The sequence below is a fragment of the Streptomyces sp. NPDC050636 genome, assembly GCF_040654775.1.
Taxonomy (GTDB): Bacteria; Actinomycetota; Actinomycetes; order Streptomycetales; family Streptomycetaceae; genus Streptomyces.
The window spans coordinates 46,175-70,053 of sequence record NZ_JBFAIP010000009.1 but is presented as its reverse complement, the minus strand read 5'-3'; the positions used below and the strand labels follow the sequence as shown (position 1 = coordinate 70,053).

General features: G+C 70.7%; 21 protein-coding genes. 8 read left to right on the top strand and 13 right to left on the bottom strand.

Annotation, left to right across the window (positions count from 1 at the left end; genetic code table 11):
- Positions 1–2 precede the first annotated feature (2 nt).
- Positions 3–647, top strand: a complete 645-nt coding sequence (locus AB0I10_RS11555) for an OmpA family protein (RefSeq protein WP_363152180.1) — start codon at positions 3–5, stop codon at positions 645–647.
- A 91-nt stretch (positions 648–738) separates the two neighbouring features.
- On the opposite strand, the gene AB0I10_RS11550 is transcribed toward AB0I10_RS11555, so the two are convergent.
- Positions 739–1,611 carry a D-alanyl-D-alanine carboxypeptidase gene (locus AB0I10_RS11550; RefSeq protein WP_363152179.1) on the bottom strand — a complete coding sequence of 291 codons (873 nt, stop codon included), beginning with the start codon at positions 1,609–1,611 and terminating at the stop codon, positions 739–741.
- 110 nt (positions 1,612–1,721) lie between these two features.
- On the bottom strand, positions 1,722–2,423 hold the full coding sequence (locus AB0I10_RS11545) for a triacylglycerol lipase (RefSeq protein ID WP_363152178.1): 702 nt from the start codon (positions 2,421–2,423) through the stop codon (positions 1,722–1,724).
- A 158-nt stretch (positions 2,424–2,581) separates the two neighbouring features.
- On the opposite strand from AB0I10_RS11545, the gene AB0I10_RS11540 reads away from it, so the two are divergent.
- On the top strand, positions 2,582–3,163 hold the full coding sequence (locus AB0I10_RS11540; protein ID WP_363152177.1) for a TetR/AcrR family transcriptional regulator: 582 nt from the start codon (positions 2,582–2,584) through the stop codon (positions 3,161–3,163).
- A 387-nt stretch (positions 3,164–3,550) separates the two neighbouring features.
- Here AB0I10_RS11540 and AB0I10_RS11535 read toward each other — a convergent pair whose 3' ends face one another.
- The gene (locus tag AB0I10_RS11535) at positions 3,551–3,913 is read right to left on the bottom strand and encodes a DUF192 domain-containing protein (RefSeq protein WP_363152176.1); all 363 of its coding nucleotides are present in this window, start codon (positions 3,911–3,913) and stop codon (positions 3,551–3,553) included.
- Between the two features lie 40 nt (positions 3,914–3,953).
- Here AB0I10_RS11535 and AB0I10_RS11530 point away from each other — a divergent pair, with 40 nt between their 5' ends.
- Entirely contained in the window at positions 3,954–4,691 is a 738-nt protein-coding gene (locus AB0I10_RS11530; RefSeq protein WP_363152175.1) for an A24 family peptidase, read from the top strand.
- Positions 4,692–4,918: 227 nt separating this feature from the next.
- On the opposite strand, the gene mgrA is transcribed toward AB0I10_RS11530, so the two are convergent.
- On the bottom strand, positions 4,919–5,956 hold the full coding sequence (mgrA, locus tag AB0I10_RS11525) for an L-glyceraldehyde 3-phosphate reductase (RefSeq protein WP_363152174.1): 1,038 nt from the start codon (positions 5,954–5,956) through the stop codon (positions 4,919–4,921).
- A gap of 124 nt (positions 5,957–6,080) precedes the next feature.
- Between mgrA and AB0I10_RS11520 the strand changes: the two genes are divergently transcribed.
- From AB0I10_RS11520 to AB0I10_RS11505, 4 genes are all read left to right on the top strand, one after another.
- Positions 6,081–6,878 (top strand): isoprenyl transferase, encoded by a 798-nt coding sequence (locus AB0I10_RS11520; protein ID WP_363152173.1) that lies wholly within the window; start codon positions 6,081–6,083, stop codon positions 6,876–6,878.
- Between the two features lie 546 nt (positions 6,879–7,424).
- The gene (locus AB0I10_RS11515) at positions 7,425–8,747 is read left to right on the top strand and encodes a PhoH family protein (RefSeq protein ID WP_363152172.1); all 1,323 of its coding nucleotides are present in this window, start codon (positions 7,425–7,427) and stop codon (positions 8,745–8,747) included.
- Positions 8,748–9,174: 427 nt separating this feature from the next.
- Positions 9,175–9,873, top strand: a complete 699-nt coding sequence (locus AB0I10_RS11510; protein WP_363152171.1) for a transglycosylase SLT domain-containing protein — start codon at positions 9,175–9,177, stop codon at positions 9,871–9,873.
- Positions 9,874–9,999: 126 nt separating this feature from the next.
- Positions 10,000–11,484 carry an AI-2E family transporter gene (locus tag AB0I10_RS11505; protein ID WP_363152170.1) on the top strand — a complete coding sequence of 495 codons (1,485 nt, stop codon included), beginning with the start codon at positions 10,000–10,002 and terminating at the stop codon, positions 11,482–11,484.
- A gap of 173 nt (positions 11,485–11,657) precedes the next feature.
- Here AB0I10_RS11505 and AB0I10_RS11500 read toward each other — a convergent pair whose 3' ends face one another.
- Entirely contained in the window at positions 11,658–12,191 is a 534-nt protein-coding gene (locus tag AB0I10_RS11500) for an alkyl hydroperoxide reductase (RefSeq protein ID WP_363152169.1), read from the bottom strand.
- A gap of 11 nt (positions 12,192–12,202) precedes the next feature.
- Positions 12,203–12,757: a peroxiredoxin gene (locus tag AB0I10_RS11495; protein ID WP_363152168.1), complete on the bottom strand. Its 555-nt coding sequence runs from the start codon at positions 12,755–12,757 to the stop codon at positions 12,203–12,205.
- A gap of 155 nt (positions 12,758–12,912) precedes the next feature.
- Here AB0I10_RS11495 and AB0I10_RS11490 point away from each other — a divergent pair, with 155 nt between their 5' ends.
- The gene (locus AB0I10_RS11490; protein ID WP_363152167.1) at positions 12,913–13,872 is read left to right on the top strand and encodes a hydrogen peroxide-inducible genes activator; all 960 of its coding nucleotides are present in this window, start codon (positions 12,913–12,915) and stop codon (positions 13,870–13,872) included.
- A 3-nt stretch (positions 13,873–13,875) separates the two neighbouring features.
- Here the strand turns inward: AB0I10_RS11490 and AB0I10_RS11485 are convergent, their stop codons facing one another.
- The 7 genes from AB0I10_RS11485 to AB0I10_RS11455 all read right to left on the bottom strand — a co-directional run bounded on the left by AB0I10_RS11485 (position 13,876) and on the right by AB0I10_RS11455 (position 23,879).
- Positions 13,876–14,451, bottom strand: coding sequence for a Uma2 family endonuclease (locus AB0I10_RS11485; protein ID WP_363152166.1), 576 nt, complete (start codon positions 14,449–14,451; stop codon positions 13,876–13,878).
- Between the two features lie 89 nt (positions 14,452–14,540).
- Entirely contained in the window at positions 14,541–16,940 is a 2,400-nt protein-coding gene (locus tag AB0I10_RS11480; protein ID WP_363152165.1) for an FtsX-like permease family protein, read from the bottom strand.
- 66 nt (positions 16,941–17,006) lie between these two features.
- On the bottom strand, positions 17,007–19,448 hold the full coding sequence (locus AB0I10_RS11475; RefSeq protein WP_363152163.1) for an FtsX-like permease family protein: 2,442 nt from the start codon (positions 19,446–19,448) through the stop codon (positions 17,007–17,009).
- Positions 19,445–20,134, bottom strand: a complete 690-nt coding sequence (locus AB0I10_RS11470) for an ABC transporter ATP-binding protein (protein ID WP_363152162.1) — start codon at positions 20,132–20,134, stop codon at positions 19,445–19,447. The genes AB0I10_RS11475 and AB0I10_RS11470 overlap by 4 nt, the downstream gene beginning before the upstream one ends.
- On the bottom strand, positions 20,131–20,655 hold the full coding sequence (locus tag AB0I10_RS11465) for a PadR family transcriptional regulator (RefSeq protein ID WP_363152161.1): 525 nt from the start codon (positions 20,653–20,655) through the stop codon (positions 20,131–20,133). Before AB0I10_RS11465 ends, AB0I10_RS11470 begins: the two co-directional genes overlap by 4 nt.
- A 123-nt stretch (positions 20,656–20,778) precedes the next feature.
- Positions 20,779–23,196, bottom strand: coding sequence for an FtsX-like permease family protein (locus tag AB0I10_RS11460; protein WP_363152160.1), 2,418 nt, complete (start codon positions 23,194–23,196; stop codon positions 20,779–20,781).
- A complete protein-coding gene (locus AB0I10_RS11455) occupies positions 23,193–23,879 on the bottom strand; it encodes an ABC transporter ATP-binding protein (protein WP_363152159.1) in 687 nt (228 codons plus the stop codon). The genes AB0I10_RS11460 and AB0I10_RS11455 overlap by 4 nt, the downstream gene beginning before the upstream one ends.

Genomic DNA, 23,879 nt, shown 5'->3' with positions numbered 1-23,879 from the left:
TGATGACCGCGACCCAGATCACCCATGCCCCCCGGGCGGCCCGCGCCACCCGCGCGTCCCGTACGGCCGTCACCGTCGCCGTCGCGCTGCTGCTGACCGCGGCGCTGACGGCCCCCACGGCCCGGGCCGACCCGCCCGGTCTCACCGAGGACTCCACTCCGCCGGTCCGTATCGACGCGCACGACCCCGACCTCAAGATGGTGCAGGGCGCCAAGCTCGCCCCGTCCAAGGTGCTCAACATCAAGTCCATCGTCGAGACCGACGACGGTTCCGAGCGGCGGCAGGACACCAACGACAACGTGACCTTCGCGCTCCAGGCCGAGGTGCTCTTCGACAAGGACAGCGCCAAGCTCTCTCCGGACGCGCTGTCGCGTATCGGCACCATCGCCGCGGAGATCAAGAAGCAGAACGCGAGCAGCCTGCGGGTCTTCGGCTTCACCGACAATCTCGGCTCGGCCGGGCACGGGCTCGTACTGTCCAAGGACCGGGCCAACGCCGTCCAGCGGGAGCTGGCCAAGGACCTGGGCTCATCGGTCACGTTCGAGATCCGCGGATACGGCGAGCAGTACCCGATCGCCGACAACTCCAGCGAAGCCGGCCGCAAGAAGAACCGCCGGGTCGAGGTCAGCTTCCCGCGCGCGTCATGACAGCGGCCGGCCGTATCCCGCGAAAGGCGAAGGGCCCGCCCGCGACCGGATGTCGCGAGCGGGCCCCACGTCTGGCCCGAGCCGGGCCGGGCTACTGCTTGAAGCCGTAGTCCATCAGCTTCTTCGCGTCGGCCGTGCGGTCGGCCACCGAGGAGGAGGTGAGGACCGTGCCGATGACCGTCTTGGTGCCCCGGGTGGCGGCGAAGACCAGGCAGTACTTGGCCTCCGGGCCGGAGCCGGTCTTGACGCCGATGGTGCCGGAGTAGCTGCCGAGCAGGTTGTTGGTGTTGTTCCACTCCATGTAGCGGTAGCCACCGCTCTTCGTGGTGACCTTCTGCTTCGTCGACTTCGTCTTCACGACCGTACGGAACGTGGAGTACTTCATCGCGCTGCTGGCGAGCTTGGTCAGATCGCGCGGTGTCGAGTAGTTCGCGCCATGCCCTATGCCGTCGAACGAGTCGAAGTGCGTGTTCTTCAGTCCGAGGCTCTTGGCGGTGGTGTTCATCTGGCCGATGAACGACTTCACCCGCGCGTCCCGCGTGGACCCGCTGCCGAACTTGTCCGCCAGCGCGTACGCCGCGTCGCAGCCCGACGGCAGCATCAGCCCGTACAGAAGCTGACGGACCGTGACCTTGTCGCCGACGATCAGACGGGCCGACGAGGCCCAGTCGTTGTCGACGATGTAGTCGCTGTACGCCTTCTGGACCGTGACCTTGGAATCCAGGTTGAGGTTCTTCTGGCCGAGCACCACCCGGGCCGTCATGATCTTGGTGGTGGAGCCGGTGGAACGACGGGTGTCCGCGGCCTTGGTGAAGAGGGTCTTCCCGGTGCCGTTGTTCATCACGAAGCCGCCCTTGGCGACGATCGTGGGCGCCTTGACCGTGGCGGCCTGTGCCGGAGCGGCGAACGCTCCGGCCGCCAGAACGGCTCCCGCGGTGACGACGACCGCGGATGCACGACGCATACCTGTAATGCCGGTTTTCAAATGAATACTCCAAACGCCCCTGCATTGCGGCCACATGCGTGTGCCGCTTGCTCATGAGACGCATGAGACGGCCGGATGGATGTGTGTGTTCAGCGGATATTTTCCTGGCCGGAGACGAGGAACCTGCGTACCCCCGCAGAGACGCCGTCGTCGCCGAGCAGGTCGTTGTGCTTGAGGCAGCCGGCGGGGGTGTTCGTGGCGCCGGTGAGCGGGACGCTGTCGCCGGGATCGATGAACTCATCGCAGTCGGACCAGAAGGTCGCGTACCGGACTTCGCCGGGCGTCTCGTCGCCCTCGGCCAGGCCGTTCTGGACGTAGGAGCCGGGCGTCATATCGCGGCAGGCCTGATCCCAGGCGGCGCATGCCCAGGCGAGCCGGGTGCCGTGGTTGGGGCCGCCCAGCGACACCCAGTGGTCGACGGTCGCGGTGCCGCCGCCGTTCTTGAGGTACCAGCGGGTCGGCAGGCTGCCGAAGGAGTGGGCCACGATGTCGACCCGCTGCGCCCCGGTCTTCTGCCGCACCTCGTCGACGTACGCCGCGAACCGGCCGGAGAGCGTCTCGTTCACCGAGGCGTGGGTGTCGTAGGACCAGGTGAACAGCTCGGCGTCGGTGTAGCCGTCGGCTTTGAAGTCGTCGGTCAGGCCGCCCCAGACGCCGGGGTCGGCGTTGTAGCCGTGCACGAAGATCACCGGAGTGTGGGGGGCGGCGGCGCGCGCGGCGGCCGGGGTGGCGACGGCCGGGCCGAGGGCCAGGGCGAGGGCGGCGAGCGCCAGGCGTGCCGTACGTGTCATGAGCGTCCCCCTGGTCATCGTGGCGCGGATGGGGTGACCGTAGCGGCTGGGTGTAACCGGGGGTAAGGGGTTGAGGCCTGTGAGTGTGGAGTGTGTGTCCGGGGCGGGCGGGTCGGCCGTAATGGACCGATTGATCCAATAGGTGTTAGCGTTCCGGTATGGCTCGGCCCAGGAAGTTCGACGAGGGGCGGGCGGTCGACGCCGCGATGGAAGCGTTCTGGGCCGCCGGCTATGAAGCGACGTCCACCCAGGATCTGTGCGAGGCCACCGGCCTGGGCCGCAGCAGTATCTACAACACCTTCAAGAGCAAGCACGACCTCTTCGAGCGGGCGCTGGCCCGCTATATGGAGTGCAAGAACGCCGAGTTGATCGAGCTGCTGGAGGGCGATCTGCCCGCGCGGCAGAAGGTCCGCGCTCTGCTCCAGCGGGTGATCGACGAAGAGTTCGTGGAGTATGCCGACGGCCGGGGCTGCCTGGTCGTCAACACCTGCGTCGAGGTGTCGGCCCATGACGAGCCGGTTGCGGCGGCGCTGGCACGGGATTACGGAATCCGGCTGGAGGCGCTCCGCGCGGTGATCGAGTCCGGGCAGCGGGACGGCGATATCGCCGTCGGCAAGGACGCCCGCACCCTCGCGCACCTCGTCATCACGTCCGTCGGCGGTCTGCGGGTCTCCGCGCGGGCCGGGGTGGACCGGGCGGCGCTGGAAGCGGTCGCGGACGCCGCCCTCGCCGCGTTCTGAGGGCGGCACCCCCGGCATTTCCTCACTTTCTCCTCATCACTCGATGGGATGGCGAGCGCTGAGTCGCGGCGCCCGGAGATGGCGGGCGCACCAGGCTGTCGCCATGTCGCTGCCACCCGTATGCCCCAACCCCTCATGCAATCCGCGTGTGTTGTGGAAGGACACCTCCGGCACGGGGCGGGGGCCTGAGCGCTGGAGGTGGACGTGCACGGTCTGCTGGAAGAGGTATGAACCCACCGATCGTGATCGTTGGACGTTCGCCTATGAGTCACCCGGACGTCCGGCGGCGCAGCCGGGCCGCTCGTAGACCGACCGACGTGCACCGCGAGGAGTGAGCCGCGCCAACGCGTCGGCGGGAAACACCCGTTGCCGCCAACAGGCGTGCGTTCAGGGCGTGTTGGCGTCCGGAGTCACCGCGACCCGCAAGCCCGGATGCAGGCCCCAGCGCGCCATCGCCCCCGCCTCCGCCTCCACGACGTGCCGCGCGCGCAGGAGGGGGAGTCCCATCCGTCCCGGGCGCATGGTGCGTACGGCGAGCACGGTGAAGTTCCGGCTCAAATAGGCCACATCGATGGCAAACCGCATCCGGAAGGTGTGTACGCCGCTCGCCGGGGTCAGCAGCAGCGCCCCCTCAATACCGTCGCGGCCCAGCAGGCCGCGGGTGCGCGCCCGGTATGACGCCGCGATCTCCACCGGAATCTCGACATCCGCGCCGTGCAGGATTCCCGGGCCGTTCTCCCAACGCGCCATGCGCAGCGTTCTATCAGCTTCCTCGCTCTAGGGTCGACACGTGTCACTGATGCTGATCGTTCTCGCCGCCGCCTACGGGGCCGCGGCCGGGCTGCTCATACCGCGGCCCGCCCACCGGATGGCCGTCGAGCCCGAGGAGGAGTGGCGCAGCGTCTGTCCCGGAGGGCACACGATCACTGGGGTGGCGCGGGGCTGGCTGGGACGCGGGCGCTGCCCGGACTGCGGGGCCTACGGCCCGCGCGCGCTGCCGGCGGCGACGGCCACCGCGCTGGTCTGCGCGACCCTGGCGGCGGCGACCGGGGCGCGGCCGGAGCTCGCCGCCTGGCTGGTGATGGCGCCGGTCGCGGTGCTGCTGGTGGCCGTCGACTGGCGGGTGAAGCGCCTCCCGGACGAGCTGACGCTGCCCCTCGCGGCCGTGGCGGCGGGCGCACTGGGTCTCGTCGGATGGCTTACGGGGGAGTCCGGAGCGTGGCGCCGGGCGCTGCTGGGCGGCCTGGTCCTCGGCGCCTTCTACCTGCTGCTGTTCGTCGTCAACCCGGCGGGGATCGGTCTGGGGGACGTCAAGCTGGCGGTCGGTCTCGGGGTCGCCCTTGGGTGGTACGGCTGGCGCACGGTCGTCGCGGGCGGCGCGGCGGGGGTGCTGATCGGCGCCCTGTACGGAGCCGGGCTGCTGCTCGTCCGGCGGGTACGGCGAGAAGACCGGAACACCGCCATGCCGCTCGGACCATTCATGATCATTGGGGCGTTCTGCGGGCTCCTCCTGGGCGCCGCGGCCTGACCCGCCCTGGGCCGACGTGATCCACAAGACCGCCCGCACGCTCCCGGAGCGGAGGCCGAGCCACGCCGTGTTCCCGACTGATGCACGCAGCACACCTCCGACGGGGTTATGGTGGAAACCCCCCCTCGGGCCGGTCCGTATCCCCCCCACGGACCGGCCCGTTTTTTGTACCGCCAGGTGAGACGTCTGCGGCCGGGGAGCCAGGGGGTGTCCCCCCGGAGATACCCCTAGCCCCGCCGGGCCCAGATGTTCACGCCCTCCGTCGACTTCGCGAACTCGTCGATCTCGGTCAGCTCGGTGTCCGTGATCTTGGGGGCGTCGAGGGCCGCGATATTGGCCTCCAGCTGGGCGACGCTGCTGGCGCCGATCAGGGCGGAGGTCATCCGCTCGTCGCGGAGGACCCAGCCCAGGGCCAGCTGCGCCAGCGACTGCCCGCGCCGGGCGGCGATCTCGTTGAGGCCGCGGAGCCGGCGCACCACCTCGTCCGACAGCAGGTTCGGGTCCAGCGACTTGCCCTGCGAGGCGCGCGAGCCCTCGGGAATGCCCTTCAGGTACCTGTCGGTCAGCAGCCCCTGCGCCAGCGGCGCGAAGGAGATGCAGCCCATGCCCTCCGTTTCGAGGGTGTCCAGCAGCCCGTCGTCCTCGGTCCAGCGGTTGATCATCGAGTACGAGGGCTGGTGGATCAGCGCCGGGACGCCCATCCCGCGCAGGATGCGGGCCGCCTCGCGGGTCTGCTCGGAGTTGTAGGACGAGACGCCGGCGTACAGCGCCTTGCCCTGCTGGACGGCGGACGCCAGCGCGCCCATCGTCTCTTCGAGAGGGGTGTCCGGGTCGAATCGGTGTGAGTAGAAAATATCGACGTAATCGACGCCCATCCGCTTCAGCGACGCATTCAGTGACGAGAGCAGATATTTCCGTGAACCCCATTCGCCGTAGGGGCCGGGGTGCATCAGATATCCGGCCTTCGTCGAGAGAATGATCTCGTCGCGGTAGGGGCGGAAGTCCTGCGCGAAGATCTTTCCGAAGTTCAGCTCGGCGGACCCGGGCGGCGGACCGTAGTTGTTCGCCAGGTCGAAGTGGGTGACGCCCAGGTCGAAGGCCCGGCGGAGAATGGCCCGCTGGGAGGCCAGGGTGCGGTCGTCCCCGAAGTTGTGCCACAGGCCCAGGGAGATGGCGGGGAGTTTCAGACCGCTGCGGCCGGTGCGCCGGTACTCCATGGAGTCATAGCGCGAATCCGCGGCGCGGTAGTCAGATGTACCAGTCATGCTCATCTCCCTATCACGTACCTGTGACACTCCTGATTGGGCTGTTGATACACCCGAGAAGTAAAGTTGCCGACTTGAGGCGACGGGGCTGACCGCCATCAGGCACGGAGGGGCTGGACCACACATGCTGCGATCTTCCGGGGTGCGCATCCCGTATCCGCCCGCACTGCGCAATCTGGCCTACCGGCTGTATGCGCGCCGGGTGGAGGGCCGCCTGGATCACACCCAGGTGCCCAAGCACATCGGCGTGATCCTGGACGGCAACCGGCGTTGGGCGCGGGCCGACGGGCGGACGACCGAGCAGGGCCACCAGGCCGGTGCGGACAAGATCACCGAGCTGCTGGGCTGGTGCGGCGAGACCGACGTCGAGGTCGTCACGCTCTGGCTGCTGTCGACGGATAACCTCGACCGGCCCGAGGGCGAGCTGACCCCGCTGCTGGGCATCATCGAGAACACCGTGCGCGGTCTGGCGGCCGACGGCCGCTGGCGGGTGCACCACGTCGGCAACCGCGACCTGCTGCCCACCCACACGCAGCAGGTCCTGAAGGAAGCCGAGCAGGACACCGTCGACAACACCGGCATCCTGGTGAACGTCGCCGTCGGCTACGGCGGCCGGCAGGAGATCGCGGACGCGGTGCGCTCGCTGCTGCTGGAGCACGCCGAGCGCGGCACCTCCTTCGAGGAGCTCGCCGAGATCGTCGACGTCGAGCACATCTCCGAGCACCTCTACACGCGCGGCCAGCCCGACCCCGACCTGGTGATCCGTACGAGCGGCGAGCAGCGGCTCTCGGGCTTCATGCTCTGGCAGAGCGCCCACTCGGAGTACTACTTCTGCGAGGTCTTCTGGCCGGCCTTCCGCAAGGTCGACTTCCTGCGAGCGCTCCGTGACTATGCGGCGCGGCATCGGCGGTACGGCGGCTGACGCGGCGGGGCGGGTGTCCGGGCCGGGGGTCCGGGGGTCGTCCCCCGGGTGAGGGCGGTCTGCGAGCGCTCCGTGACTACGCGGCGCGGCATCGGCGGTACGGCGGCTGACGCGGCGGGGGCCACGGGGCCGCGCTATTTGGCCTGACGCACCATCACCTTTGGCCGGTTCGGCCCGTGGCGATCACGTGTAACCCAAGGTTCACCGGGCGTGCGTCATATGCCGTGGCATGGGTGCGGGGGTTCGAGGGAATATCCCTTCCAGGTCGGCGTCCGGAATCAGACATCGGGCGCCGTATCTCAGCGGACGGCATCGGGCCGTCCGCCCGGGAGGCCCTTTGCACATCACGGACGACCGTGCGTACCGCACGGAGGACGCGGAGGGCCGGCGTTCGGCCCGCGCATCGTGGCCAGAACCCGGTCCGGTCTCTCTATGGCCGGGGGTCCCGGGACCGGCGGCGGAAGCCGCGGATGTCACGGTCCCCGGGAGAACACCGCCCCGCGACGCCGTCGCACCCCGACCTCATCAGAGGGGGTTCGTCCACCCGTGGTGAACAGCAACAAGCGCCGTGAGAACGGCCGGCGCACCTATGTCCTTGACACCAGCGTCCTGCTGGCGGATCCAGGCGCCATGGCCCGTTTCGACGAGCACGAAGTCGTGCTGCCGGTCGTCGTGGTCACGGAGCTGGAGGCCAAGCGGCATCATCCGGAGCTCGGCTACTTCGCCCGGCAGGCGCTGCGCCTGCTGGACGAGTACCGCGTGCAGAACGGGAGGCTGGACGCGCCCATCCCCATCGGGGGGCTCGGCGGGACACTCAGGGTCGAACTGAACCACTCCGACCCGGGGATCCTGCCGGCCGGCTTCCGGCTCGGTGACAACGACTCGCGGATTCTCGCGGTGGCGCGCAATCTGCAGGCCGAGGGGTATGACGTCACGGTCGTCTCCAAGGACCTGCCGCTGCGCATCAAGGCGTCCTCGGTCGGCTTGCTGGCCGAGGAGTACCGGGCCGAGCTGGCGATCACCGACTCCGGCTGGACGGGGATGGCGGAGCTGACCGTCACCCCGGAAGAGGTGGACGATCTGTTCGCCGCCGAGACCGTGCACGTACCGGACGCCGCCGAACTTCCGGTACATACCGGACTGGTGCTCCAGTCGGAGCGCGGCAAGGCGCTGGGCCGGGTCACCGCCGAGGGCGCGGTCCGGCTGGTGCGAGGCGACCGGGAGGCGTTCGGGATCCACGGCCGCAGCGCGGAGCAGCGGATCGCGCTGGATCTGCTGCTGGACCCCGACGTCGGGATCGTCTCGATGGGCGGCCGGGCCGGCACGGGCAAGTCGGCGCTGGCGCTGTGTGCGGGCCTGGAGGCGGTGCTGGAGCGTCAGCAGCACCGCAAGGTGATGGTCTTCCGGCCGCTGTACGCCGTCGGCGGGCAGGAGCTGGGCTATCTGCCGGGCAGCGAGTCGGAGAAGATGAGCCCCTGGGCGCAGGCCGTCTTCGACACCCTGTCCGCGGTGACCACCAAGGACGTCATCGAAGAGGTGGTGGAGCGCGGCATGCTGGAGGTGCTGCCGCTCACGCATATCCGCGGCCGGTCGCTGCATGACGCGTTCGTCATCGTCGATGAGGCCCAGTCGCTGGAACGGAACGTCCTTTTGACGGTTCTGTCCCGTATTGGCGCCAACTCCCGGGTGGTGCTGACGCATGACGTCGCGCAGCGCGACAACCTCCGGGTCGGGCGGTACGACGGCGTGGTCGCGGTCGTCGAGAAGCTCAAGGGGCATCCGCTGTTCGCGCATGTCACGCTCAACCGCTCGGAGCGGTCGCCGATCGCGGCGCTGGTGACCGAAATGCTGGAGGACGGCAGGATCTGACCCGTTGTGAACCCCGCGCCGCCCGGAAAGCGAAGGAGCTTAGCTGGGCGGCGCTGGTGTGCGCGGGGATATCCGAAAATCCCGAGGCGCAAACAAGGTGTGAGCTTTCACACGCAACGGAGAATTGATTCCCGGCCTCTCGTTCGGGCAGAGTCTGGGTCCTGTCAGGCCCCGCATACGGCACCAACACCCTTAGGGGTGCTCCCGGACAACATCCGGGGGCGTTGGAACACCCGAACTTCATAGCGAGTCGCCGTATGCCGCCCGAGCACCACGCGGACCCCCGAGGGGGACGTACCGGGCCAGTGCCTCCCGTGACCAGCCGGTCCCTACCGCTCAACAGGGCCCGGAACAAGGGGAGACCAGCGCCAGGGGCACGATTGCGTCCGCGAGGTCACCTATGCGGGCGATGCTGGAAGGAAAACGTGTGAGCCGGATTTCGGTCCGGGGATTCGCCGTGGCCTCCGCCACCGCGGTCACCACCGTCGGCGCCGTTGTCGGCGTCGCATCGGGCAGCCAGGTATCGGGCGACAGCACCGAGGCCGCAGCCGCCGGCGCGACGATCGCTGACATCCCCGCGGGCCAGCAGGCCCAGGTGCAGACGGCGTCCCTGACGCAGCAGGCGGACGAGCAGTCGACCGCCGCCGACGCCGCGGCCCTCAAGTCCGCGCAGGAGTCGGCACGCAAGGCCGCCGCACAGACCGCGCAGGACAAGAAGGACGCGGCGGACGAGGCGAAGGCGAAGAAGGACGCCGAGGCGCGCGAGGAGAAGGCGCTGGCCGCGTCCCGCTCCGCCGAGCGCGACGCCGACGACTTCGAGGTCAAGGGCTCCTACACCATCGCCGAGACGCAGGCCATGGCCCGCCAGATGGTGGCGGGCGACCAGTTCCAGTGCTTCAGCAACATAGTGGACCACGAGTCGAGCTGGAATTACCGGGCCACCAACGCGTCCTCCGGCGCGTACGGACTCGTCCAGGCGCTGCCCGGCTCCAAGATGGCCTCGGCCGGCTCCGACTGGCAGACCAACCCGGCCACGCAGATCAAGTGGGGCCTGAACTACATGAACGAGCGCTACGGCAGCCCGTGTGGCGCTTGGTCGTTCTGGCAGGCCAACAACTGGTACTAGGTCCAGCGGCCAGCACCGCGGATTTTCCGAAACCCCCGACCGCGCCAGGGTCGGGGGTTTCGCATATCCGGCACAGGTAACGTCGTGTCGTCAGTTGCGGTGTGCGGGAGGGGAAGAGGAAGAGAAATGTCCAGATTGCCGCAGTGGGTCGGTGGCGTTGGCGCCGGTCTGACGCGGCTCTCGCAGCGGCTGGAGGATCAGCGCCGCCGTGCGGAAGCCGCGTTGGGGGAGGCCGGAGACCCGGAAGAGCTGAGGCGTGCCGGGACCTCGGGCGCGCCGTACGGCTCCCGGACGGCGTCCGGCGCGGCGTCGGCCGATGGTCCGGCCGGAGCAGCCACCCTCACCCGGAAGCAGGTTCCGGACGCCGTGGACGGCGTGCCGCGCGCGGGTACGGAGGACGAGGTCCCCCGCCCGCCGGATTCGGTGCCCGCGCCGCCGGCGTACGCGCCGGCCGTCGCGGCCCGCCCGGACCCCGTCGACGCGGTGCCGTGGGGCGTACGGGTCGCCGCCGAGGTCGGCTGGCGGCTGCTGGTGCTGGCCGGGACGCTGTGGGTGCTGGCGCGGGTCATCACCACCATCGAGCTGGTGGTGCTCGCCTTCATCGCGGCGATGCTGATCACCGCGCTGCTGCAGCCCACCGTGGCATGGCTGCGCAATCGCGGGCTGGCGCGCGGGCTGGCGACCGCGCTGACCTTCATCGGCGGGTTCGTCATCATGGGCCTGGTCGGCTGGTTTGTGGTGTGGCAGGTCCAGGACAACATCGACTCGGTCTCCAGCCGTATCCAGGAGGGCATCACCGAGCTCAAGGGCTGGCTGCTGAAGAGCCCGTTCCATGTGACCGAGAGTCAGATCAACCACATCGCCAAGAACCTGCAGGACGCGATCGGCGCCAACACCGAGGCGATCACCTCGGCCGGCCTGGAGGGCGTCACCGTCATCCTTGAGGTGCTCACCGGCATCCTGCTGGCGATGTTCACCACGCTGTTCCTGCTCTACGACGGCCGCCGCATCTGGACCTGGGTGCTCAAGCTGGTGCCGGGCGCGGCCCGCGAGGGTGTGGCGGGCGCCGGGCCGCGGGCCTGGCGGACGCTGACCGCCTATGTGCGCGGCACGGTCATCGTCGCCCTGATCGACGCCATCTTCATCGGCATCGGGCTCTGGTTCCTCGACGTGCCGCTGGCCGTCCCGCTGGCCGTCTTCATCTTCCTGTTCGCCTTCATCCCGCTGGTGGGCGCGGTGGTCTCGGGCGCACTGGCGTGTGTGGTCTCGCTGGTCACCCAGGGCGTCTTCACGGCCCTGATGGTGCTGGCGATCGTGCTGGCCGTGCAGCAGATCGAGGGCCACATCCTGCAGCCGTTCATCCTGGGCCGCGCGGTCCGCGTCCACCCGCTCGCAGTGATCCTGTCGGTCGCCGCGGGCGGGCTGATCGCGGGCATCGGCGGTGCGGTCGTCGCGGTCCCGCTGGTGGCCGTCACCAACACCGTCGTCGGCTATCTGCGCTCGTACTCCAGGGAGCAGGCGCTGCGGATGGCACCGGAGCCGCGCGGCGCCACGGCGATCGGGGTGGCGCCGACGCGGCCCCGGAAGCGGACCGAACGACCTGAGGAATAGGGGAGTAGGGCCCGTGCTGCCCGCGCCGCCTCCCTGACTCCCTCACGCGCAGAACGCGCAGAACGCGCAGAACGCACAGAACGCACAGAACCCCGCAGACGAAGCGTCTGCGGGGTTCTGCGTGTGCTGCTGAGCTGCCGATGGCCCGGCTGCTCGATGACGCGGCTGTTCGACTACTCGGCGAGCGCGGCCTCGGCGTCGAGAGTGGCGCCGACGGCCTGCAGGACGGCCGCGATCTTGATGGCCTCCTGGATCGTCTCGCGGTCCACACCGGCCTTGCGGAGCACCTGCTCGTGCGAGTCCAGGCACATACCGCAGCCGTTGATGGCCGAGACGGCCAGCGACCACAGCTCGAAGTCGACCTTGTCCACACCCGGGTTGCCGATGACGTTCATCCGCAGACCGGCGCGCAGGGTGCCGTACTCCGGGTCCGACAGCAGGTGCCGGGTCCGGTAGAACACGTTGTTCATCGCCATGATGGCGGCGGCGGACTTGGCGGCGGTGTACGCCTCGGCGGAGAGGTTGGCCTTGGCCTCCGGCTCCAGCTCGCGCAGCACCTTCGGCGAACGCGAGGCGATCGCGCAGGCCAGGACGGTGCCCCACAGCTGCTGCTGCGGCAGCTCGCTGTTGCCGATGACCGAACCGAGGTTCAGCTTCAGGTCCTTGGCGTAGTCCGGGACGGCGGACTTCAGTTCATTGAGAGCCATGTCGGATCAGCTCACTCGCCCGAGAGGAGCGAGACCGGGTCGAGGGTCTCGTCGCCCTTGGACCAGTTGCAGGGGCACAGCTCGTCGGTCTGCAGGGCGTCCAGAACCCGCAGGACCTCCTTGGGGTTACGGCCGACGGAGCCGGCGGTCACCATGGTGAACTGGATCTCGTTGTTCTGGTCGACGATGAAGACGGCGCGCTGCGCGAAGCCGTCCTCGCCCTCGATGCCCAGGTCGCGCATGAGCTCGTGCCGGGAGTCGGCGAGCATCGGGAAGGGCAGGTCGGTCAGGTCCGGGTGGTCCTTGCGCCAGGCGTGGTGCACGAACTCGGAGTCACCGGAGAAACCGAGGATCTGCGCGTCGCGGTCGGCGAACTCCTCGTTCAGCTTGCCGAAGGCGGCGATCTCGGTCGGGCACACGAAGGTGAAGTCCTTGGGCCACGCGAAGACGATCTTCCACTTGCCCTCGTAGGTCTTGTGGTTGATCTGCTCGAATTCCTTGCCGGACTCAAGCGAGACGCAGGCGGTCAGATCGAACTCGGGGAACTTATCACCGACAGTGAGCACGCGCTCTCCTTGCAGAGGGAGGAAAACCCAGCACGAATTACCTTTTTGGGGATTCGGGGGTCTTCCGTGGGGCTTGGACGGGTCACACAGTGCCACAGCAGGCATTGATCAGGGAAATAGCTAGACTGGTTGATGTTGATCGGAGGTGGTTATCAGTGGCTTCCCCTGCAAGCCCCGGCGGCCGGGCCCGCCAGCCCAGCCTGGCCCAGCTGCGGGCATTCGCCGCAGTGGCCGAGTATCTGCATTTCCGCGAGGCGGCGGCTGAGATCGGCATGAGCCAGCCCGCGCTGTCCGGCGCCGTCTCCGCGCTGGAGGAAACGCTCGGGGTGCAGCTCCTGGAGCGTACGACGCGCAAGGTACTGCTCTCTCCGGCGGGGGAGCGGGTGGCCGCCCGCGCGCGGGTGGTCCTGGACGCGGTCGGGGACCTGATGGAGGAGGCGGAGGCGGCCCGCGCCCCGTTCACGGGTGTGCTGCGGCTCGGCGTCATCCCGACCGTCGCGCCGTATCTGCTGCCGGCCGTGCTGCGGCTGGTGCACCGGTCGTATCCGGATCTGGACCTCCAGGTGCACGAGGAGCAGACGGCGTCGCTGCTGGACGGCCTGGCCCACGGCCGCCTCGACCTGCTGCTCCTGGCCGTCCCCCTCGGCGTCCCCCAGGTCACCGAACTCCCGCTCTTCGACGAGGACTTCGTGCTGGTCGCGCCCAAGGAGCACTGGCTGGGCGGACGTGGCGACATCCCGCGCCAGGCGCTCAAGGAGCTGGATCTGCTGCTCCTCGACCAGGGTCACTGCCTGCGCGATCAGGCGCTGGACATCTGCCGCGAGGCGGGACGCGAGGAGGGGGCCCCGGTGACGACGAGCGCGGCCGGGCTGTCGACGCTGGTGCAGCTGGTGGCCGGCGGTCTGGGCGTGACGCTGCTGCCGCGTACGGCGCTGCGGGTGGAGACGGCGCGCAACGACCTGCTGACGACCGGGTACTTCGCGGATCCGGCCCCGTCGCGGCGGATCGCTCTGGCGATGCGCAGCGGGACGGCGCGCCAGCGGGAGTTCGAGGAGTTCGCGGGGGCGTTGCGGGAGGCTATGAGGTTGTTGCCGGTGCGGGTGGTGGAGGGGTGAGGGTCAGGGGCGGGCCGCGTCGAGGATCGCCTCGACGTCGAGGGTCACCTCTGCGCCGATGGACTCGGGCAGGGAGATCCGCTCGCCGGAGGCGTGCACACGGTGGTCACGATATGTGTCGCCGGATGGATCGGTGAGGACGTGGATGCGGTCGTCCCAGCGGTTGACGATCACGTACACCGGGATCTTGGCGAGTGCGTAGGCGGCCACCTTTGACCGCAGCTCGTTGCCGTAATTGTTCGCGGTCACCTCCAGGACCAGGCGGAAGATCGCCGGGTCGTAGCAGTTGAACTCGATCATGCGGTCGTCGAAGGGCTCGACGAGGGAGAGATCGGGGATGGCGAAGTCGGATGGGCCTCCGGGCAGCCAGACGGCGATCTTCTGGAGGACTTCCGACGTATCGTTGTGCAGGCCCGCGGCCATGAAGCGAAGCAGCAGATCGGTCAGTACTGCTTGATGAGGCCCGTCCGGGAGCGGAGTCACGCAGATCTCTCCCCCGATCACCTCGAACCGGGCGCCGGGCACCCGCTCCATGAGCCAGTCGACCTGGTCGAGCAGAGTCGGCTTGCGGGCGGGCATGCGGGGCCTCCTGATGTCGACGTCAGCGCATCGTCACCGCATGGAACGCCCGCCTGCTCCGTGTACGGCCGAGTTCACCCATCCGTGCATCACTCCGTACGAAGCCCCTCCGGCCGCATCAGCCGCCACAGCAGCGGCAGGCTCAGCGCCGTCACGCCCAGGATGACCCCGGCCGCCGTGCCCGTGAGGGTCAGGATGGCGGGCCAGTCCGGCTGGAGCAGGCTGTCGACCATGTGCAGGAGGAGGGTGCCGAGGCCCAGGCCGCAGGCGACGGCGAGGGCCAGGCCGAGGATCACCGGGATGGCCGTCTGCCAGAGGACGGAGAGGCCGAGGACGGCGCGGGGGGTGCCCAGGGCGTCCAGGGCGGACAACAGGCGGGCGCGTTCGCGGAGTTGTTCCAGGGTGGTGATCAGCAGGCCGGCGCCGATCAGCAGCAGGACGGCGACGGCGCCGGCGGTCAGGGCGCCGCGGGTGGTGGTGAGGGCGTCGGAGGTGTCGGTCTCGTCGAAGGCCGTCAGTTCGGCCCGCAGATCGGCCTGGGCGGCGATGTTGCGGACGTTTTCGAGGGTGTCGGGGCGGTCCGGGTCGAGCCGCAGCATGGCCCTGACGGCGGACTGGTGGAATCGGCCGGGGTCCAGCGCTTTGGGGGTGGCGAGCAGGCCGACCGGTTCGAGGCCCGGCGGGATGTCGCGGCCCGGGTCGGTGTGGCGGGCGGTGGCCGGCACCGTCCATGTGGCGGGCGCCCGGCCCGCCTCCTCGCTGCCGGTCGGGTCGAGGACCAGCCGCTCACCGCGGTGCGGTAGCGGGAGGATGTCGCTGGGGTCCTCGGAGAGGAAGACGTCGCCGTCGGAGCAGGAGGTGATGCGGGCCAGGTGGCGCAGGGTGCCGCAGTCGGCGACGGTCACCGGGTAGGACTCGGGGGCGTCGTCCGCGCTTGCTGTGCCCCGTTCCAGTGCCCGCTGGTGCGCGGCCGAGTCCGCGTAGCCGGAGATCATGACGTGTGAGGTGCGGACGCCCTCGGCCGTGTCGAGGCGGGCGTGCAACCGCTGGGCGTGGTCGGCGGGTGCCGTGACCGCCCACGCTTCGGCCATGGCCCACGGGGTGGTGCCACGGGGCGTGCCGGTGAGCCCGTCCTCCGCACCGGTCAGCAGCGCCTGTACGGCGATGGCGCCGGCCACCGCCACCGTGATCCCGCTGATCGACCGGCTGGCCGTACCGCTCGTCAACTGCAGCCGCCGTACCGCCAGATGCCAGGCCTGGCCGCCGCGTCGGCCGAGGACGCCGCGGCCCAGCCACCCCACCACGGCGTCCAGCAGCCAGGGCAGAAACACCGCGACGCCCAGAAGGAGAAGTGAAGTGCCCACGAGCACTTGGGCGCTGGCGGTGTCACCGCTCTGCATCCCGCCGATCGCCTGCGGCAGCAGCAGTGCCACCCCGACGGCCGGCAGCAGCGGCCGCCACCACAGCCGGCGGCGGAGCGTGGGTGCCTTACGGGTCACGCCCAGCGGTTCGACGGTGACCCGCCGCATGGTGAACAGCGCGACACCGACCGCGCCGACCGGGACGGCCAGCGCGATGACGGCGGCCAGAAGGGGGTCCGGTACGACGTCGGACGGGAAGGCGCCGAGGCCGAACACGGTGAAGGAGGAGAGTGGGATCCGGCCGGCGAGGAAGATCGCGGCGCCGGTGAGCAGGCCGAGCAGCGAGCCGGCCAGCGCCTCGCCGGCGGCGATCCGGCGGGTGGTGCCCCGGTCGGCGCCGATCAGCCGCAGTGCGGCCAGCCGCCGGTCGCGGCGCTCCCCGCCGAGCCGTACCGCCGTTGCGACGAAGACGGTGACCGGCACGAGCAGCGCGACACAGCCCACGATGATCGCCAGCACCACTACGGGTTCGGGCTTCACCGGGAAGCTGGGGGCGCCGAACTCGGTGATCCGGTCGATGTCGCCGCCGGGCTGCCGTAGGGCGTCGCTGCCCTGGTAGTAGAGGAGTTCGTCGGGGTTGATCAGCCCCGCGTCACCGATCCGGGCGGTGATCCGCAGCTGCGGGAAGCGTTCCTTGAGGAGCGCGCCGTCGGGGGAGGCCAACAGATCGGCGAGGGCGGGCGAGACGGCCAGCTCGCCGGGGGCGGGCAACCGGGACAGCCCCGGCGGGACGGGGGCGTGCGGCCCCTCCGCCCGCACCACCAGGCCGTGCACCGCCATATCGCGGTACCCGCTGTCCACCGGGGCGATCAGCAGGCTGCGGTCTGTCGGCCCGGAGCCCTCCGGGCCGACAGACACCGTGGTGCGTGCGTCGCTGCGGCTCTTGGAAGCGGTCAGCGCGATCGGGACGGCGGCCGCGAGCAGCAGTACGGCGACGCCCAGGCCGACACCGAGCGCGGTCAGGGCGGTACGTATCCAGCCGTGGCGGCCGCCGGTGACGGCGAACCGCGCGCCCATGACGAGGTCGCGGGAAAAGCGGACGGCGGGGCGTCCCCGAGGGTCGGACATCGGTGCGCTCACTCCGTCACTCCGTCACTCCGTCTCCGCCGCTCCGTCCCCGTCATTTCGCCCCCGTCACTCCGTCCGCAGGCCGTCGGGCCGCATCATGCGCCACAGCGGGGGCAGGCTCAGCGCCGTGACGAAAAGGATCACTCCGGCGCCGATGCCGGTCATTCCCGCCACCACCGGCCAGTCCACCGTAACCGCGGTGTCGATCATGGTCAGCAGCAGCGATCCCAGCCCGAGCCCGCAGCCCAGCGCGAGGCCCAGGCCGAGGACGACCGGGACGGTGGTCTGCCACAGGACCGACCAGCCGAGCGTGGCGCGGCGGGTGCCGTAGGCGTCGAGGGTGGACAGCAGCCGGCGGCGCTCGTGGAGCTGCTCGACGGTGGAGATGATCAGGCCGGCGCCGATCAGCAGCAGGGTGATGACGGCGCCGGCGAACAGGCCGTCGCGGACGCTGCCGAGCTGCTCGTCATGCGGATTGTCGACGACGGAGAACTCGTTCATCGTCGGGTTGATGTGGGCCGCGGTGTTGCGGATGTGCTCCACCGCGTCCGGAGTACCGCGGTCGAAGTCGACCTGGAGCTCCATGTCCGGGTCCTTGAGGCGGGTGATGTCGAGCGCCGACGGTGTGACCAGGAGGTCGTACGAGAAGCGGCCGGGGCCGACGCCGGGGGAGAGCAGCCGGGTGGCGCGGGCCGTCTCGGGGACCTTCCACGGGCGGGGAGTCAGCCGGTCGTCCGGGCCGAGCGGGGGGTTGAGATCGATGGTCGCGCCGGGCCTGACGGGGGAGTCGACGTCCCGGGCGTCGGTGACGAAGACATCGCCGTCCCGGCAGGACGGCACCCGGGCCAGTATGCGCAGCTCGGCGCAGCTGCCGACGGCGACCGTCGCATGGGTGTCGTCGGCAGGGGCGCGGCCCGGCGCCGGCAGCCGGCCGACGTTCGCGTCGATCGTGCCGCGGGCCGACGTCACGCCGGGGGTGGCGCGCAGCGCGGTGAGCGCCCGCTGGGCCTGCGGCCAGCCGTCGGCGCCGCCCCACAGGCCGATCCGCGGGAGCTTGCCGGACTCCGCGTACGCCTGCGCATAGCCGGTCTGCATCCCGGTCAGCAGCATATGGATCGCGATGGCGCCGGCCACCGCGACGGTGATGCCGCTGACCGCGCGGGTGGCCGAGCCGCTGCTCAACTGGAGGCGGCGGATGGCCAGTTGCCAGGGCACCGGGCCGCCGTGCAGCCGCCGTACCACCGCGTCGACCAGCCAGGGCAGCAGCGCCGTGACGCCGAAGAGCAGCAGCATCGAGCCGGCCGCGAGCCGGATGGTGTTCGGCGCGGTGTCGGTCCACGGCTGCTCCCAGGCCAGCGGAAGCAGCAGCAGGGCCCCCACGGCGGGCAGCGCCACGCGCCACCACAGGCGACGGCGGACGGCCGGCCGGTTGCGGACGATGCCCAGCGGCTCGATCGTCACACCGCGCTGTGCGAACAGCGTGACCAGCACCGCCGCCGTCGGGACGAGGACGGCGACCAGCGCCGCGGCGAGCGGCCCCGGGGCCACGTCTGACGGGAAGACGTTCACATCCCACAGGGTGATCACCGACGCGAACTGCCGCCCGCCCAGGAACAGCGCGGCGCCCCCGGCCAGCCCCAGCAGCGAGCCGAACAGCGCCTCGCCGGCGGCGATCCGCCGCGTCGTCCGGATGTCGGAGCCCACCAGCCGCAGCGCGGCGAGACGGCGCTCGCGGCGCTCGTTGCCGAAGCGTACGGACGTGCCGATGAAGACCATCACCGGCATCATCAGCGCCACACACGTCATGATCACGAGGAGCACGGCGGGCGCCCGCATGGGCTGCGGATCCCAGCTCTTGCCGAAGTGGTCGATGCGGTAGCCGTTGGGTGCGCGCAGGGTGGCGCTCTGTGCGAAGTAGGTGAGTTCCTGCGGGCCGAGCAGTCCGTCGTCGCCGATGACGCCGGCCACCGGGTAGTCCAGCCGGTCGCGCAGCAGCGCGCCGTCGGGGGAGTCCAGCAGCTCCTTGAGGGCGGGCGAGACCAGCATCCGGCCGGGGCCGGGGAGCCGGCGGATACCGGGCGGTATGGGCGGATGCGCGCCGTCCGGGCGCACCAGGCGGCCGCGGATCTGCGCACCGCGGTAGACGGTGTCCACCGACGTGTAGAGCAGGGTGTCGTCGGCGGGCTTCGGGTCGTGCTGCTGGCCGAGGTTCTCGCGCGCCTTCTCCCGGCCGTGCCAGGAGTCCATCAGGGACGGTACGGACGCCCCGAGGAGCAGGACCGCCACGCCCAGGGTGACGCCCGCCGCCGTCAGGGCGGTACGGATCCAGCCCTCGCGGCCGCCGCCGGCCGCGAACCGCATGCCCATGGTGAGGTCGCGTGCCCAGGTGGCCGGTCCGGTGCGCGGGACGGCGGGCGGGTCGTGGGGCGCGGGCGCGGTGGAGCCGTCCGTGACGCCGCCCGTGCCGCCGCGCCCGCCGCCGCCGGCGGGCGAGCGGAACCGGCTCATTTCAAGCCCGCCAGCATGTCCTTCACTTTGCCGTCGCGGACGACGATCTCGCGGTCGGAGTAGGCGGCGACCCGGGATTCATGGGTGACCAGGACGACGGCGGCGTTGGTGTCCCGGGCCGCGTCGGTCAGCAGGGTCAGCACCCGCTCGCCGTTGAGGGAGTCCAGGGCGCCGGTCGGCTCGTCCGCGAAGACCACCCGCGGCCGGGTGGCCAGGGCGCGGGCGACCGCGATCCGCTGGCCCTGGCCGCCGGAGATCTCGCCGGGCCGCTGCCCGCCGACGGTGTCGACCTCCAGCCGCTCCATCCACTCGCGGGCCTGCCGCTCGGCCTCCTTGCGCTTGGTGCCGTTCAGCCGCAGCGGCAGCGCGACGTTCTCCAGGCACGTCAGCTCCGGGACGAGCTGGCCGAACTGGAAGACGAAGCCGAAGTCGGTACGGCGCAGGGCGCTGCGCTGGGCGTCGTTCAGCTCGGTGAGGCGGTGCGGGCCGTAGCGGACGCTGCCGGTGTCCGGCCGGATGATCCCGGCGAGGCAGTGCAGCAGTGTGGACTTGCCGGAGCCGGAGGGGCCCATGACGGCGACGACCTCACCGGGGTGGATGGAGAAGTCCGCGCCGTCCAGCGCCGGCGTCACCCCGTACGTCTTGTGCAGCCCCTCGGCCGACAGCAGGGATCCCTCCGGCGTCATGCGCGGACCGTTTCTGCCAGCCGGTCCAGCCGTGCGGCGGTCAGCTCCAGCCAGCGCAGATCGGCTTCGAGGTGGAACAGCGCATGGTCGCAGATCAGCTGGTCGGCGAGGTCGCCGCCGCGCTTGCGCTCGGTCAGGCCGCGCATCAGCCGCAGATGCTCGGTGCGCTGGGTGTCCAGCAGCTCGGCGGCGTTGCGGTCGGTCAGCAGCGCGAGGACGACCTTGGTGTAGAGCGTCGACTGGAGGTAGGGCTCGGGCTTCTCGGGCCGGGCGAGCCACTGGGCGACATCGGTGATACCGGCGTCGGTGATCGCGTACCGCTTGCGTTCCGGGCCCGCGCCGGCCTCCACGGCGTCCACCTCGACCAGGCCGTTCTTCAGCAGCCGGGACATGGTGGAGTAGACCTGCCCGTAGTGCAGCGGGCGGTCGTGGCCGAAGTGTTCGTCGAAGGCCCGCTTGAGGTCGTAGCCATGGCGGGGGCCGGACTCCAGGAGGCCCAGCAGCGTATGACCGATTGACATGCCGACCACCTTACGTCGTGGGTGTATCGCTGGTGTATACGCATGCTGTATAGCGCGCAAGGAGGCGCCCCCCGGCGCCCGGTGGTGCGGGCCCCGGGAGGCGCGATGACCGCTCCGCGGTGATCACTCCGTACGCAGTCCGTCCGGCCGCATCATCCGCCACAGCGGCGGCAGGCTGAGGAGCGTGACGAGCAGCACCAGCGCCGCGCCGGTCGCGGGCAGCGGCCAGACCACCGACCAGTCGAGGCTGCTCTTGCCGGCCATGTTCAGCAGCGCGAGGCCGAGCCCCAGGCCGCCCGCGACGGCGAGGGCCAGCCCCAGCGCCACCGGGACGGCGGTCTGCCACAGCACGGACCAGCCGAGCGTGCCGCGCCGGGTCCCGAACGCCACCAGGACCGACAGCAGCCGCCGCCGCTCGCGCAGCTGCTCCAGCATGGAGACGAGCATGCTGGCGGCGATCAGCGCCAGGGTTGCCGTGGAGGCGACCAGCAGGCCGGTGCGCACGCTGGTGAACTGCTTGTCGCGCTCGATGTTCTGCAGCGTGAAGACACGCATCTGCGGATCGATGCGGGCCGCGGTGTTACGGACGTACTCCTGGGCGTCCGGCAGCTTCGGATCGATCTTGATCATGGCCTGTGCCTGGGGATCGTCCAGGGTCGCGGTGTCCAGGGCGCCGGGAGTGGCGAAGATGCCGAAGGCCATCCGGCCCGACGGGTCCTTGCGGGAGGCGACCGTACGGGCCGGCTTCGGGATGGTCCACAGCCGCGGCTCACCCTGCGGCCTGCCGGTCACCACGTCCCGGTTGAGGAGCACCCGGGCACCGGGCCGGGCGGTCTCGAAGAGGTAGCTGTCCTCGACCATGCCGTTGCTGTCCTTGACGATGAAGACATCGCCGTCCTTGCAGGAGCCGGTGTGCGCCAGCTCGCTCAGGGAGGGGCAGTCGCCGACGGTGACCTCGGTGCTCGGGACGAAGTCCTCGCCCTTGCGCTGCGGTCCGGGCCGGGAGGCGCTGCTGTGGACGGCCGCGATGATGCCGCGTACGCCCTCCGTCGCGCGGAACTCCCCGATCATCTTCCGGGTCGTCCCGATGTCCTTCGAGGGCAGTGCGATATCCATCTGCGCCCGGCCGGAGTCCTGGCCCGTGGTCGTCATGAAGTCGGTCTGGATCGCGGAGAAGAACAGCTGGAGCGCGATGGCCCCGGCGACCGCGACGGTGATGCCGCTGACCGCGCGGGCGGCCGCGCCGCTGCTCGACTGGAGGCGGCGGGTGGCCAGTTGCCAGGGCACCGGCCCGCCCCGGAAGCGTGCCACGACCGCCTCGACCAGCCACGGCAGCAGCAGGGTGATGCCGAGGAGGACCAGCACCGCGCCGCCCGCGATCACATACGGGTTGACCACGGCGTCGCCGGCGTCGACACGGCCGTTGAAGAACAGCGTCGCCAGGCCCGCGACGGGCAGCGGCAGCCGCCACCACAGCCGTCGGCGTCGGTCCGTGGCGCTGCGTACGACCCCCAGCGGTTCGATGGTGACGCCGCGCAGCGCGAAGAGGGTGACGAGGACGGCCGAGAGCGGGACGGCCAGGAGGACCAGCGCCGCCAGCGCCGGGACCGGGGTCACGTCGGAGGGGAAGGCGTTGATGTCCCAGATGGTGACCGAGCCGATCAGCTGCCGCGCGCCCAGGAACAGCACGGCGCCCAGCAGCAACCCGAAGAGCGAGCCGAACAGGGCCTCTCCGGCCGCCATCCGGCGGGTCGTCGGGATGTCGGCGCCGACCAGGCGGAGCGCGGCCAGCCGCCGGTCGCGGCGCTCACTGCCGAACCGGACGGCGGTGGCGATGAAGATGGCCACCGGCATCAGCAGCACCACACACGCCACGATGATCAGCGTCACGAGCAGCGGGTCCAGCGGCCGGGACTCGTGCGGAGCGCCGAATTCGGCGATGTGGCGGCCGTTCCCTGCGGAGAGAGTGGCGCTGTTCGCGTAATAGGTGAGCTCGCCGGGGCCGACCAGGCCGGGCTCGGCGATGGTGCCGACGATCCGGTACGGCAGCCGCTCACGCAGCAGCTTTCCGTCCGCCGACGCCAGCAGGTCCTTGAGGGCGGGGGAGACCACCATCTCGCCCGCCCCCGGCAGTGCGGCCACACCGGGCGGGGCGGGCGCGTCCGGTCCGTCGGGACGGAGCAGCGTGCCGTTGACGACGTCGCCGCGGAAGGAGGTGCCGGCGCCCGCATAGAGCAGGGTCTTGCCGGACGGTTCGACCGGCTTCTCGTCGGCGACGACGGCGCGGTCGTCGCCGCGCTGCTGCCGGCTCTCCAAGATGTGCGGGATGGACGCGGCTCCGAGCAGCAGTACGACGCCCAGCCCGACGCCGACGCCCGTCAGGATCGTACGGATCCAGCCCTCGCGTCCGCCGCCGGCCGCGAACCGCATGCCCATCGTGAGGTCGCGGGCCCAACTGCCCATGCGGGAAGGCGATGTGATGTCCGGTGCGGATGCGCGGTCCGGGCCGCGCCGGCCCGTCCGGTCATCGGCGACGCTCATACCGTGCCCGCCATTTCCTGTGCCACGCCGTCCCGGACCATGACCTCGCGGTCGGAGTAGGCGGCGACCCGGGATTCATGGGTGACCAGGACGACGGCGGCGTTGGTGTCCCGGGCTGCGTCGGTCAGCAGGGTCATCACCCGCTCGCCGTTGAGGGAGTCCAGGGCGCCGGTCGGCTCGTCGGCGAAGATGACGCGCGGCCGGGCGGCCAGCGCACGGGCGACCGCCACGCGCTGCCCCTGTCCGCCGGAGACCTCGCCGGGGCGCTTGGCCGCGACCTCGCCCACCTCCAGCCGCTCCAGCCACTCCAGGGAGCGGACCTCGGCCTCCTTGCGCTTGACGCCGTTCAGCCGCAGCGGCATCGCGACGTTCTCGACGCAGGTCAGTTCGGGCACCAGCTGCCCGAACTGGAAGACGAAGCCGAAGTCCGCACGGCGCAGCGCACTGCGCCCGGCGTCGCTCAGCTCGGTGAGATCGCGGTTGCCGTAGCGGACGCTGCCGGAGTCCGGCCGGATGATCCCGGCGAGGCAGTGCAGCAGCGTCGATTTGCCGGACCCGGAGGGGCCCATGACGGCGACGACCTCACCGGGATGGATGGAGAAGTCCGCGCCGTCGAGGGCGGGCGTGGAGCCGTACGCCTTGCGCAGCGCGCTGGCTTCGAGCAGGGAACCGGCCGGGGTCAT